The sequence below is a fragment of the Acidovorax sp. 69 genome (genome assembly GCF_002797445.1).
Taxonomy (GTDB): Bacteria; Pseudomonadota; Gammaproteobacteria; order Burkholderiales; family Burkholderiaceae_C; genus Acidovorax.
The window spans coordinates 2899484-2911758 of the sequence record NZ_PGEP01000001.1; the positions used below are offsets into that span (position 1 = coordinate 2899484).

Consider the following 12275-nt stretch of genomic DNA (forward strand, 5'->3'; position numbering starts at 1 on the left):
TCTATTGAATGGACTCCATCGCATCACCCCAGCACTGGAGATCACATGTTGCCACTGACAAAACCGAATCCGATCCGCTTCACAACGGCCGGTGTGGCGCCGCGCCACCCAGGGCTAGAGCGCATGGCGAGCTGGCTGCAACGCAGATGGCAATCGGCATGCCGTCGCGCAGAGCGGCCCGACCGCGCCGTGCCCTACTACTGACCCGCGATGCCAGACGCCTTGCATGGTTCGGGATCGGGTCGACCTCACACGGTTTGATGGTGGCCGGGACATGGGCGTTTGTGCAGAGGCAAGAAGTTCGGCAGCATTCCCCCAAAGCGCTGGGTTCCACAGGGCCGACCCGGCGGGACAGGCCGGGCCCGGCTGCTGGGCCATGGTGGCCGCCGCCTCGGCCTTGTGCGTATTCACCATGGGCCTGTCGGTGGCCTGTTGGAGGACTTGACCGGCAGGGTTTCGGTGACATAGGCTAACGCTGGCTTGGCAAGGCTACTCAATTCCGCCACCGTTGGCGGCCTCGTACGCCGGCAACGCGGTCGCAAGAAGCCACCTCTGCACGCTGGCACCGCACAGGCCTCTGCATTTTTTGGCGTTACCAAGGAGTCACCCACCATGCAGACCGACCGCCACCACAAAATTGACTTTCAGGAATACGGCGGCAAGCCCGACGGTGTGAACGGTGTTGCAGGCAGCGCGCATCCGGTAGTGATGTTCGTGCCCGGCTCGTACAGCACCCCGGCGGCCTGGCGTGGCATACAGAAGCGGCTGCCGCCCCAATATCGCATGGTTGGCACCAGCCTCTGCGGCTATGGCGCAACAACCGATTCGCGCAGCGTCGGCGATCTCGATATCGATCACGAAGTGCGTGTGTTGGAGCACGTGGCCGCGCGCATGGGCAATGGGCCGTTGCATCTGGTGGGCCATTCGTTCGGCGGCACCGTGGCGCTGGCTGCGGCCCTCTCCCGCACCGTAGAGGTTTCCAGCCTGGCATTGTTCGAGGCCAACCCGGTGACCATGATCCGCGCAGTCGGCAACATCGATCTGTTTGAAGAAACGCGTCGCATGAGCCAGGATTTCGAGGCGGCACACCGTGCTGGCGAGCCCGATGCCGCCAGCCGCATCATCGACTTTTGGGGCGGTACCGACTCCTTTGCGGCAATGCCACTGTCGGTGCAAGACTATTGCCGATCGACCACCGATGCCAATGTGCTCGACTGGCGCACCGTGATGACGCTCGACGCTGGCCCGGCAGACTATGCCCGGCTGGCCATGCCGGTGCTCCTGGTGCGCGGCGGCCTCGCCAACCCCGCCATGGTGGCGATCACTGACGCGCTTGCGACGAGCCTGCCAAATGTCACGACCGCTGTCGTCGCCAACGCCGGCCACTTCTTGATCACATCGCACGCGGCCGAATGCGCTGATTTGCTCAGGGACTTTTTGGCGCATGCATCCCTGTAGGCAAGGCTTCATTGGCGCCTTCGCAGTGCCTGCTTTCCAGCTTGTCACCACCGCCTGCCAGGACCCGCTTTGGGTCGGTAGCGGCCAATCTTCGATCAACACCCTCAAAGTCCAAAGACATGGAGCGGTATACCAACCGCTCTCATTTCAATAGCTTTCAGCGCTTACACATCAAGCGCTACAGCACTATTTCATTCAAAACAGCGTTCCCCCCTTCGTGCAGCCCCTCGCCACACCTGCGCATGCGTGATGGCCGCCACGTCCACCCGCACGGACAAGATCCCGTCGCGGGCCGACCGGCCGGCCACGGTTTGCAGCGCCGTGATGCCAGTTGAAGCCCACACCTTCCAGCGTGCGCGATGCCTCGAACAGTGCGCGCAGGCCACCGGCCTGGTCGCCCAGCACCAGCGATGTGGCCTGGGCTTGCTGAGCGTGTGCAACGCCGCCCGGGCCGAGCAGGCCCGACAGGCTGGTAGCCCCCAGCGACAAGGCGCCGGCCTGCTGCAGCCAGATGCGGCGGCTTGTGTGACTACTGCTGCGGTTGTCCATCACGCCGCCTTGCGCAGGGGCTGCGCTGCGGGTTGTAGGCCATCACGCTCGGCCACCTTGGCACGCACCAGGGGCAGCAGTTCGCGGCCATATTCGATGGCGTCCACCAGCGGGTCGAAGCCCCGGATGAGGAAGGTGGTGATACCCAGGTCGTAATACTTGAGCAGAGCGTCGGCCACCTGTTCGGGCGTGCCGACGAGCGAGGTGGAGTTGGAGCGGCCACCGATCTCGCGCGCCACGGCAGTCCACAGGCGTTCGTCCACGCAGTCGCCGTTGGCGGCGTCGGCCAGCAGGCGTTGCGCGCCTTCGCTTTGCTGCGGGCCTGCGCCGCGTGCGTAGCCCTGCTGCACGCGCAAGCGGCGGGTGTCGTCCAGAATGCGGTCGGCCTTGGCCCAGGCTTCTTCTTCGGTTTGGCCCAGGATGGGGCGAAACGAGATGCTGAAGTCCACATGCCGGCCTTGCAGCGTGGCCTCGGCGCGCACGCGGCGCACCAGGTCGCCGGCCTGGGCCAGCGATTCGCCCCACAGCGCGTATACGTCGGCGTGTTTGCCTGCCACCTGCAGTGCGGGGGCAGAGGCACCACCAAAGTAGATGGGCACGCGCTGGCCGCGCACGGGCTTGACTTCCGACACGGCGCCCTTCACGCGGTAATAGGTGCCTTCATGGTCGAAGGGTTTGTCTTCGGCCCACACGCGGCGCAGGATGGCAAGGTATTCGTCCGTGCGCGCATAACGCTCGTCGTGGTTCAGAAAATCGCCATCGCGCTGCTGGTCTTCGTCCGAGCCACCGCTGATGTAGTGCACGGCCAGGCGGCCGCCCGTGTAGTGATCGAGCGTGGCGAGCTGGCGTGCAGCCAGTGTGGGCGCCACAAAGCCGGGCCGGTGGGCCAGCAAGAAGTTGATCTTGTCGGTGACCGAGGCGGCGTATGCGACGGTAAGCAGCGTGTCGGGGCTGGACGAGCTGGCGGGAACGAGGATGCGGTCAAAGCCCGCATGCTCATGCACCTGCGCAAAGGCGCGCACGTAGGCGGGGTCTACGGCGGCGCCCTTGCGGGTAATGGTTTCGGAGACTTCGTGCGGCTGGATCATGCCGATGAATTGGACGGACATTGCGGGCTCCTGGGGCGATGGGTAAACGGTTGAATGAATGATTGGCAGCGTCACGCGGGCGGGACTGCAGCCATGATCTGCCTGCACCCGGCGCGCGCCAACGAAGAAAAACGCGTTTGCAAACTCGGGCTGTGCATAGGGCCTCACGGCAATGCAGCAGACGCCCACCGTGGCGCTTGAGCCCGGTTGCAAGGTAGAGTGGCAGCCTCTGGCTCTGCCTGGGCTGCTGGCCATGGCTCCAGGACCGAAAACGACCGGCGCGCTGCGGTACTTGCGCGGTGCACAAGAGATGGGCCAAGCCGAACGGCAGCAGCCGCCTGGCCAATGCCTTCAGGCCAAGCTGCGGCTGCCGCGAGGGAAATGCCGAGCCCATGGGCGCAGTTCGAAAGATGGAGGTGACCGTGTTCAGAACACGCATCCCAGTGCAACCCCAAAGGAGGTACTCATGACACAGCATTCAGATGCCACCTTGGCCACCGAGCGCGTGCTGCTTGCCAGCCCGCGCCAGGTGTTCACCGCCTTCAGCCAACCGCAACTGCTGGCCCGCTGGTGGGGGCCGGAAGGTTTCAGCAACACGTTCGAGCAATTCGATTTTCGGCCCGGGGGAAGGTGGGTGTTTGTGATGCATGGGCCGGACGGGGCGAACTACCCCAACGGGAGCCGCTTTCGCCGCATTGAGGAGGACACGCTGGTCGTGATCGATCATGTGGTGGCACCGCTGTTCACCCTCACGGTCAGGCTGACACCCCATGGGGAGCACCATACGCACCTGGCTTGGGCCCAGGCGTTTGAAAGTGCCGCGCTGGCCGACAAGCTGCGCGCGCTGGTCGTTCCCGCCAACGAGCAGAACCTGGACCGACTGCAGACCGTGCTGAGCACATTGGGGGCAGCGTGACCTCCACACGCGCCGAGACTCAACCGCCCCCTCCTGAAGGGCCGCCCGCCTCCACCCTGATCGATCAGCGCATTGCCGACCTCAACGACTGGCGCGGGCAGGCACTGGCCCGCGTGCGCCAACTCATCCACGAGGCAGCGCCCGATGTAGTGGAAGAGTGGAAGTGGAAAGGCACGCCGGTATGGTCGCTGGGCGGGATCCTGTGCACGGGCGAGAGCTACAAGACGGCAGTGAAGCTCACCTTTCTGAAAGGTGCCTCACTGCCCGACCCGGCCCAGCTCTTCAACGCCAGTCTGGACGGCAACGCGCGGCGGGCCATCGACATCCATGAGGGCAAAACGGTGGATGCCAGCGCCTTCAAGGCACTCGTTCGCGCCGCCGTGGAGCTGAATGCGGCGCAGACCACCGCCAGACAACTGGCTCGAACCAGGTAACCGGGGCAGCCCCATTCTTCCCCTGCCTGGCCAAGCCTTGCACGCCCATGCTTTGGTCGCACGCGCCGATGGCAGCCGATGCGAGGATTTTTCGGATGCATCCTTCTCCAAAAAACTGTATATTTATACAGTTATCTACCCAGGAGAAAACCATGGACACCATCGAAGCCACCTACACCGTTACCCTGCACGACTACCCTGAAGAACTGCCAGCCCAGCAACAATCCGCCGCCGAAAAACGCTATGCCCGGGAGCTTGAAAAGCAGCTGGGCGGCCCAGAACAGGTGGTGGCCGCGCTGGACACCCTGTCCAGCCTGGAAGAGTCCCCGCCCGAAATTGTCTCTCCCGGCGACCTCAGCCTGCTCAAGCACTGGGGTCGAGCCAATGCGGCGGCCAAACAGGCGGGTTTTCGGGACCTGGGTGAGGCGGATGGCGCGTACTTTGAGGTGCAAATCGCCTGAACAGAGGCCATGTGTGGCCGGGCGTGCGCTGGCATCCACTCTCATGGCTGGCGGCGTACTGGCCGGAATGGCCGTGGGCCACGGTTGCGGGCCCTGAATACCAACCACGTCCGCTAACAAAACCGCCGATCCGGGACAAGTCGGCCCCCCTCGGGCCGCCTGTGCAGACACTCTCAGATAAAACCCGCCGCAGCGAATTTATTTTCGATGTAGCAAGCCTCCAGAATGCCCTCAGGCCAGGCTGTGGAGAATCTGGCAAACGCCCCGAAGTTCATCCAACCCAGACCCGGATTGTGAGGGCGCCAACCCACAGGCAGGACATGAATGAAGACAGCACCTATGCAAGAACTACTCGCCAGCAGGTTGCCATCGGGCGGACAGATTTCCGTGTTGATGGTGTGCATGGGCAACATCTGTCGCAGCCCCACAGCACAGGGTGTGCTGGAGAAGATGGTGGCCGATGCGGGCTTGTCCGGCCGCATCCATGTGGACTCCGCCGGCACCCACGGCTACCACGTGGGCGAGCCTCCCGACGAACGTGCCCAGGCGCACGCCGCACGGCGGGGCTATGACCTCTCGGCGCAGCGCGCACGCACACTCACCCGGAGCGACTTCACCGACCACGACCTGTTGCTGGTAATGGACGACAACAACGAACACGCCGCCCGCGCGCTGTGCCCGCCGGGCAGCAAAGCCCGGTTGCACCGGCTTGCAGACTTCTGCACCACCCTGCAGGCCCATGAGGTGCCCGACCCGTACTACGGCGGCAAGGATGGTTTCGAGCATGTGCTGGACGTGGTGGAAGACGCCTGCCGGGGCGTGCTTCAGCGCCTGCAGCTCCAACCGCAGACACCGGCCCGCTGAACCGTCCCAGGATGGGTCAGGATTCGGCGAGCGGCATGACAACCCGCGCCGCCGGCAATGACACCGCACAACCCCTGTCCACCTGGCTCGACCAGCCCATCGCCAATTCCAGTCGCTGATGGGAAGCCCTGGCCTGGAATGCACTTGCAGCCAAGCCCACCAAGGAGGGCGCTGCACGCAGCAGTTAGCTATGTTTTCAAGAGCAAACTCTGTTGATTCCACTGGCGCATGAGGCACTATTGGCTTGAAATCCGCCGTCCGATCCGGCACGGAAGGTGCCAAAACGGTCGGGCAACCCCACCTCGCTGCCTAGCACCGTGCCCCGGCCGACCACATCATTCGGGCTGGATGCCCGCCTCCTTCACCACCCTGCCCCACTTGACCAGGTCGGACTTGATGACGGCGGCGTATTCCTGCGGCGTACCGCCCTGGATTTCAATGCCGGCGCCCTCCAGCTTGGCCCGCACGTCAGGCAATTTGAGGGCGGCGTTGATCTCGGCATTGAGCCGGGCAATGATCGCCTTGGGTGTGCCCGCTGGCGCAAGGAAACCACCATTGGTATTGGCGTCGTAGCCCTTCAGGCCCTGCTCGTCGGCCGTGGGCACATCCGGCAGCGACTGGGCGCGTTTGCGGGTGGAGATGGCCACGGCGCGCACATTGCCACCCTTCACCTGCGGCTGGATGGCGCTGATAGTGTCGATGTAGAGCGCGGTGCGCCCGGCCAGCAAGTCGGGGTGGGCAGCGGACGAGCCCTTGTAGGGCACCAGCAGCATCTGCACGCCGCTGGCCATGCGGAACATCTCAGCGGCCATCTCCTGAGCGCTGCCGCGGCCTGAAGTGGCCACCTTGGCCTGGTCGGGATTGGCCTTCATCCAGGCGATGAACTCGGGCAGCGTCTTGGCAGGGATCTGCGGGTAGATGGCAAACACCAGCGGCACTTCGTGGGTGTAGACGATGGGCTCGAAGCTTTTTTCAGGGTCCCAGCCCATATTCTTGAACAGGAATTTGTTGATGTTGTGGCTGCCACCCACGATGCCGATGGTGTATCCGTCAGGTGCGGACTTGGCCAATACATCGGTGCCCAGGTTGTTAGAGGCACCGGGTCGGTTGTCCACGATGACCGGTTGGCCCAACGACACCGCCATCTTGTCGCCCACAACGCGGGCAATGGTGTCGATGGCGCCGCCCGGTGGGGCCGGCACAACGATCTTGATGGCCCGTGCGGGATAGGCAGCCTGGGCCGAGGCCAGCGTGGGCACCAGGCCCAGGCTGGCCGACAGGACCAGAAGGCGAGTCAGATGATTCAGGAACGGGCGTTTGCGCATGGTTTGTCTCCTCTTGAGGGATGGGTCGGTCGAACCGGTTTTTTCTAGAAAAGTAAATAGATCGCGGGGCCGGTCAGTCGCTCAGCCCCGGCCCACAAATGGCATGGCGCTGGCCATCACGGTCATGTGGAGCACATTGGCCTCCAACGGCATGGCGGCGATGTGGCGCACGGCCTGGGCCACATGGCTGGCGTCCATCATGGGTTCGGGAGCGGTGGTGCCGTTGGCCTGAAGCACGCCCCGCGTCATGCGTTCGGACAGGTCCGTCAGCGCATTGCCGATGTCGATCTGGCTGGCCACGATGCGGTAGGCCCTGCCGTCCAGCGCCAGCGCCTTGGTCAGGCCGCTCACTGCGTGTTTGCTGGCCGTGTACGGCGCAGTGAAGGGGCGCGGCGTGTGCGCCGAGATCGAGCCGTTGTTGATGATGCGCCCGCCCTGCGGAGCCTGGCGCCGCATCAACCCGAACGCGGCACGCGCGCACAGGAACACGCCGGTCACGTTGGTATTGATCACGCTGAACCACGTGTCCAGCGGGAGTTCATCCATGGGCACCGCCGGGGCGTTGACGCCCGCGTTGTTGAACAGCAAGTCCAGCCGACCGAAGCGGCCTTCGATGGTATCGAACAGGGCCTGCACGCTGGCCGGGTCGGTCACATCGGTGGGCACCGCCAGTGCAGCCTGCCCCTGGGCGGCAGCCTGCTGCTCCAGCGCCTGCAGGGGCTCTGTGCGCCGACCAGCCAGCACCACCGTGAAGCCATCGGCCAGCAGGCCCAGGGCAACGGCGCGGCCGATGCCGCTGCCTGCACCCGTGACCAGTGCAATGCGCTCAGAGGGGGTGGATGACGGTATGGATAGAGGGTTGGGATGGTTCAAGGGGAAACTCCTTCTGAATGGGTGGGTGATGGCGTGGCCGCGGCACCCACCGGCCCACGCTCCACGGTCATGGAAAACTCGCCGACGCCTTCGACACCGCCTGTCACCGTATCGCCAGGCTGCAGCGGGCCAACCCCGGCCGGCGTGCCTGTGTAGATGAGATCTCCAGGCAGCAGCGCGACCGAACGCGACAACATGGCCACCAGCTCTGGCACGGGCCAGAGCATGTCGGCCACATCAGCCCGCTGCCGCTCGGCACCGTTGACCGCCAGCCAAATCGCGCCGCGGCGTGCATGGCGGCAGGCTGCTGCAGGAACCAGCGGCGTGCAGGGCGCGGAATGGTCGAAGGCCTTGGCGGGCTCCCAAGGCCCGCCCGTGCGCTTGGCCTGCTGCTGCAGGTCGCGCCGCGTCATGTCCAGCCCGACGGCATAGCCCCAAACGTGGTGCATGAGCACCTGCGCGGGGTCTATGTCGCTACCGCCCTGGTGCAAGGCCACAACCAGCTCCACCTCGTGGCAGAAGTCCTGCGTGGCAGGTGGGTAGCGCAAGCGCCCCCCGGCGGGCACCACGGCGTTGGAGGGTTTCATGAACCAGCCAGGCATCTCAGCGGGCCGTGGCTCGCCGGTGTGCCAGCGGTAATTGCGGCCGATGCAGAACACCCGGCCCACCGGAAACCGCGCCGCCGTGCCTGCCACGGCCAGGGTGGCCATGGCGGGTGCGGGTATCACGGTGCCGGAGAGAGCGTCCGTACCGACCTTGAGGGTGGAAACGGCACTCATTCGACGGTGATCTTTCGGCTCTTGATGATCTGGGCGTAGCGCACCTTGTCTTCCTTGATGAGCTTGCCGAACTCGTGCGGTGAGGTGGTTCGCGGCACACCGCCCAGAGAGGCAAAACGCGCTTTCACAGCCTCTTCGGCCATGATGGCGCGCACATCGGCAGCGATTTTCTCCACGATGTCGGGGGGCGTGGCGGCAGGTGCCAGCAGGCCCAGCCATGAAATGGCGTTGAAGCCGGGGATCACGGTTTCGGCCAGCGTGGGCACGTCACCCAACGCAGGCACGCGCTTGTCACCCGTCACGGCCAGCGCCCGCAGCTTGCCGGCCTTGATGTGCCCAGAGGCCTCCAGAACGGTCATGAAGGACAGCTGCACATGGCCCGCGATCAGGTCTGCAATGGCCGGGCCGCCGCCCCGATAGGGCACGTGCAGCATGAAGGTGCCGGTCTGGTCCTTGAACATCTCACCCGCCAGGTGGGGTGCCCCACCCGCCCCGGCGCTGCTGTACGAGAGTTTGCCGGGCTGCGCCTTGGCCAGCGCAATCAGCTCTGCCGGTGTTTTGGCGAGCACCGCGGGGTTGACCATCAGTGCCAGGGGCAGCTCGGCCAGCAGTGAAATGGGGGCAAACGCAGTGTCAGGGTCGTACGGTAGCCGCGCATACAGCGATGGGTTGATGGCCTGCGTGCCGATGTTGCCCAGCAGCAGGGTGTAGCCGTCTGGTTTGGCTTTGGCCACGTAGTCGGCACCAATCTGTCCTGCCGCGCCGCCCTTGTTCTCGACCACCACGCTCTGGCCCCATTTCCTGCCCAGCTGCTCGGCAATGATGCGTCCGCCAGTGTCAGTGCCGCCCCCCGGTGGAAAAGGCACGACCAGGGTGACCACCCGCGATGGGAAAGCCTGCGCCGAAACGCCGCCGTGGCCCAACACCCCCGCCGTGAGCGCCAACGCAACGGCGACGGTATGGGGTAAAAAAGTGCGTCGAAAAAACATGGTGGTTGTCTCCGTTGTTATCGTTGAATGGGGCAAGGCTTTGCACGCGGTTGCAGCAGTGGCAGCAGTGGCAGCGCTGGCAGCGGCGACCGTGACTGCGATGACTGGGCACGCCCTGTGTGACCAATGCGTCAGGTGGTCAGGCTCAACGCCGGCCGCTGGCCAGCCAGGGCCTGCGCGATGCTGTCCAGCACCATCTGCCCCATGGCCGTGCGGGTCTCCCAGGTGGCGCTGGCGCGATGGGCCTGCAGGGTCACGCGGTCGGACTGACGCAGGGCCAGCGGCACACGCGGCTCGTCGACGAACACATCCAGCCCCGCCCCGGCAATACGGCCTGCGGCGATGGCATCGGCCAAGTCCGCCTCGTTGACCAGACGACCCCGCGCCACGTTGACGAGAAAACTGCGCGGGCCCAGCGCGTCGAGCACCGCCGCATTGACGATGCCCTCGGCCTGGTCGGCGGCAGCGCACAACACCAACGCGTCGGCGTCACGTGCCAGTTCCACCAGGCCCGGTACGAACCTGTAGGGCACGTCCTCCATGGGGCGCAGGTCGGTGTAGCTGATCGCACAGCCAAAGGCCGCTGCACGCGCGGCCACTGCGCGCCCCACGCGACCCATACCCACGATGCCCACATGCATGCCGCTGAACCGCCGAGCCAGCGGGATGGCGCTGGGCTGGGGGTGCAGCTCCCACTGGCCGTCGCGCACGAAACGGTCGCCCGCACACAGGTTGCGGCACGCGGCGATCAGCAGGCCAATGGCCAGATCCGCAACGTCTTCGGTCAGTGCACCCAGCGTGGCGGTGACGGGCAGCGACCGACTGCGGCAGTACGCAAGGTCTACCGCATCGGTGCCCACACCATTGACGGCCACGACCCTGAGCGCAGGCAACTGCTCCAGCATGGCCCGCGTGATGCCGGTGTGACCCCCGGTGACCACTGCAAGCACCGTGGCACCGTTCTCGCGCAACCAGGCCGCCGGGTCCGGCGTCTCGTAAAGCTTGTGCACGTCGTACAGCGCGGCGAGCTGCTGGTTGATCTCAGGGATGAGGATGGGGTTGAGTTGCAGGATGCGTGGCTTGGTCATAAGGCTTTGTCGGGACGGTCTGTCTGCTGCCGGCCCCTGTTTTTGCAAGATGAAGCCATGGTATTAATACATTGATTGATTGGTCAATATTGATGTATAAAATCAACATATATATTTTCCATTCACCACAAGATGGCCTCCTGGATATCAATGGATGAGGCGTGCAGCCTCCTCGGGGTACGGCCCCAAACGGTGTATGCGTATGTCAGCCGCGGCAAGCTCGAGGTGGCCCCCGACCCCACGGATTCGCGCCGCAGTCTGTACCGCACTGAAGACGTGGCGGTGCTGACCAAGCGCAAGCAGGCCGGCCGCAAACACGAGACGCTGGCCGCCAACACCCTGTTCGGCGCAGAGCCCAGCGTACCGACGGCGCTGTGCACCTTCTTCAAAGGTCGGCCGTATTACCAGGGGCGGGATGCCGTCGATCTGGCGCGCTCCGCGACACTGGAAGATGCAGCGCAGCTGCTGTGGGGAGCCGAGCGGGCTGTGGACTTTTCCACCTCGACACCCCTGCAGGCAGGCCGCCAACCTGGCCGCGACGCGGCCTTCACGGCGCTGGCCAGCCTGGCCGCCGTGGGGCTTTCGACACGCGGACGGCTCACGCGGGTGCTGCACACCGAGGGCCAGGCCCTGGTGGGGCAGATGGCCAACGCCTTCGGCGCACGGCAGTGCCCGCAGCCACTGCACCAACGGTTTGCGCTGGGCTGGAAGCAGCCGCACCGGGTGGCCGAACTGTTGCGAACGGCCATGGTGCTACTGGCCGACCATGAGTTGACCAGCTCAGCCTTTGCCGCGCGCATCGCGGCCTCTACAGGGGCATCGCTTCCGGCCTGCCTGCTGGCGGGCCTGACCACGCTGTCAGGGCCCTTGCACGGGGATGCATCAGGCCGGGTGCAGGCGCTGTTCAGCGAAGTGGAGCGTTTGGGCGACGATGCTGTGCTTGCCCACTACCTGTCCACCGGGCTGCCACTGGCCGGTTTCGGGCACCACATCTACCCGGATGGCGACCCGCGTGCCGCAGCGCTGCTGGCGCTGTTCGAGCCACCCCAGGCCATTGCGCGCTTCATCGAGAAAGTGATTGCGATGACGGGTCTGCAGCCCAACATTGACGTGGCATTGGCAGCCCTGGTGGCCCATCACAGGCTGCCTGCCGACGCTGCCTTTGGCCTGTTTGCCACGGCCCGCAGCGTGGGCCTGCTCGCGCACAGCCTGGAGCAACTGGATGTTGCACAGGTCATCCGGCCGCGCGGACGCTATGTGGGACCCCCACCCCAGGTGCTGGCGGCCGGCTGATCGTCAAAGCAAATCCAACACGCATGACGCGCAAGCGGTCACCGGCTGACGATGTCGAGGCGCAAGGGAACACCAAGGCAAGGCGGTCGAACTTCTGTGCATCCACTATGGCCAGCCCGCCGTTGACGAGGTTCTCCGGAACGAAATCGCCGCGAGCG

Annotated in this window: 15 protein-coding genes; 7 read left to right on the forward strand and 8 right to left on the reverse strand. The window is 65.1% G+C overall.

Annotated features, from left to right (window positions below):
- Positions 1 to 45: 45 nt before the first annotated feature.
- Positions 46 to 204 carry a hypothetical protein gene (locus tag CLU85_RS23005; RefSeq protein ID WP_157803963.1) on the forward strand — a complete coding sequence of 53 codons (159 nt, stop codon included), beginning with the start codon at positions 46 to 48 and terminating at the stop codon, positions 202 to 204.
- A 408-nt stretch (positions 205 to 612) separates the two neighbouring features.
- Positions 613 to 1458, forward strand: a complete 846-nt coding sequence (locus tag CLU85_RS13245) for an alpha/beta fold hydrolase (RefSeq protein WP_100410664.1) — start codon at positions 613 to 615, stop codon at positions 1456 to 1458.
- A gap of 195 nt (positions 1459 to 1653) precedes the next feature.
- On the opposite strand, the gene CLU85_RS23410 is transcribed toward CLU85_RS13245, so the two are convergent.
- Both CLU85_RS23410 and CLU85_RS13255 read right to left on the reverse strand, forming a co-directional pair.
- A complete protein-coding gene (locus CLU85_RS23410; RefSeq protein WP_232727822.1) occupies positions 1654 to 2007 on the reverse strand; it encodes a hypothetical protein in 354 nt (117 codons plus the stop codon).
- Complete coding sequence (locus CLU85_RS13255) at positions 2007 to 3116, reverse strand: LLM class flavin-dependent oxidoreductase (RefSeq protein ID WP_100410665.1); 1110 nt, start codon at positions 3114 to 3116, stop codon at positions 2007 to 2009. Before CLU85_RS13255 ends, CLU85_RS23410 begins: the two co-directional genes overlap by 1 nt.
- Before the next feature lie 445 nt (positions 3117 to 3561).
- On the opposite strand from CLU85_RS13255, the gene CLU85_RS13260 reads away from it, so the two are divergent.
- The 3 genes from CLU85_RS13260 to CLU85_RS13270 all read left to right on the forward strand — a co-directional run bounded on the left by CLU85_RS13260 (position 3562) and on the right by CLU85_RS13270 (position 4906).
- The gene (locus CLU85_RS13260; RefSeq protein ID WP_100412543.1) at positions 3562 to 4011 is read left to right on the forward strand and encodes an SRPBCC domain-containing protein; all 450 of its coding nucleotides are present in this window, start codon (positions 3562 to 3564) and stop codon (positions 4009 to 4011) included.
- Positions 4008 to 4445, forward strand: a complete 438-nt coding sequence (locus CLU85_RS13265) for a DUF1801 domain-containing protein (RefSeq protein WP_100410666.1) — start codon at positions 4008 to 4010, stop codon at positions 4443 to 4445. The genes CLU85_RS13260 and CLU85_RS13265 overlap by 4 nt, the downstream gene beginning before the upstream one ends.
- Positions 4446 to 4597: 152 nt before the next feature.
- A complete protein-coding gene (locus tag CLU85_RS13270) occupies positions 4598 to 4906 on the forward strand; it encodes a hypothetical protein (RefSeq protein WP_100410667.1) in 309 nt (102 codons plus the stop codon).
- A 173-nt stretch (positions 4907 to 5079) separates the two neighbouring features.
- Here the strand turns inward: CLU85_RS13270 and CLU85_RS23130 are convergent, their stop codons facing one another.
- Positions 5080 to 5310, reverse strand: coding sequence for a hypothetical protein (locus tag CLU85_RS23130; protein ID WP_198509291.1), 231 nt, complete (start codon positions 5308 to 5310; stop codon positions 5080 to 5082).
- Between CLU85_RS23130 and CLU85_RS13275 the strand changes: the two genes are divergently transcribed.
- The gene (locus tag CLU85_RS13275; protein ID WP_100412544.1) at positions 5300 to 5770 is read left to right on the forward strand and encodes a low molecular weight protein-tyrosine-phosphatase; all 471 of its coding nucleotides are present in this window, start codon (positions 5300 to 5302) and stop codon (positions 5768 to 5770) included. The two genes, CLU85_RS23130 and CLU85_RS13275, sit on opposite strands and share 11 nt — an antisense overlap.
- A gap of 335 nt (positions 5771 to 6105) precedes the next feature.
- Here the strand turns inward: CLU85_RS13275 and CLU85_RS13280 are convergent, their stop codons facing one another.
- From CLU85_RS13280 to CLU85_RS13300, 5 genes are all read right to left on the reverse strand, one after another.
- Positions 6106 to 7095, reverse strand: coding sequence for a tripartite tricarboxylate transporter substrate binding protein (locus CLU85_RS13280; RefSeq protein WP_100410668.1), 990 nt, complete (start codon positions 7093 to 7095; stop codon positions 6106 to 6108).
- 81 nt (positions 7096 to 7176) lie between these two features.
- A complete protein-coding gene (locus CLU85_RS13285) occupies positions 7177 to 7968 on the reverse strand; it encodes an SDR family oxidoreductase (protein WP_232727823.1) in 792 nt (263 codons plus the stop codon).
- Positions 7965 to 8747 (reverse strand): fumarylacetoacetate hydrolase family protein, encoded by a 783-nt coding sequence (locus CLU85_RS13290; protein ID WP_100410669.1) that lies wholly within the window; start codon positions 8745 to 8747, stop codon positions 7965 to 7967. The genes CLU85_RS13285 and CLU85_RS13290 overlap by 4 nt, the downstream gene beginning before the upstream one ends.
- Positions 8744 to 9736, reverse strand: a complete 993-nt coding sequence (locus CLU85_RS13295; RefSeq protein WP_100410670.1) for a tripartite tricarboxylate transporter substrate binding protein — start codon at positions 9734 to 9736, stop codon at positions 8744 to 8746. The genes CLU85_RS13290 and CLU85_RS13295 overlap by 4 nt, the downstream gene beginning before the upstream one ends.
- A gap of 131 nt (positions 9737 to 9867) precedes the next feature.
- Entirely contained in the window at positions 9868 to 10824 is a 957-nt protein-coding gene (locus tag CLU85_RS13300) for a 2-hydroxyacid dehydrogenase (RefSeq protein WP_100410671.1), read from the reverse strand.
- A gap of 132 nt (positions 10825 to 10956) precedes the next feature.
- Between CLU85_RS13300 and CLU85_RS13305 the strand changes: the two genes are divergently transcribed.
- Positions 10957 to 12117, forward strand: a complete 1161-nt coding sequence (locus CLU85_RS13305; protein WP_100410672.1) for a citrate synthase family protein — start codon at positions 10957 to 10959, stop codon at positions 12115 to 12117.
- Positions 12118 to 12275 lie beyond the last annotated feature (158 nt).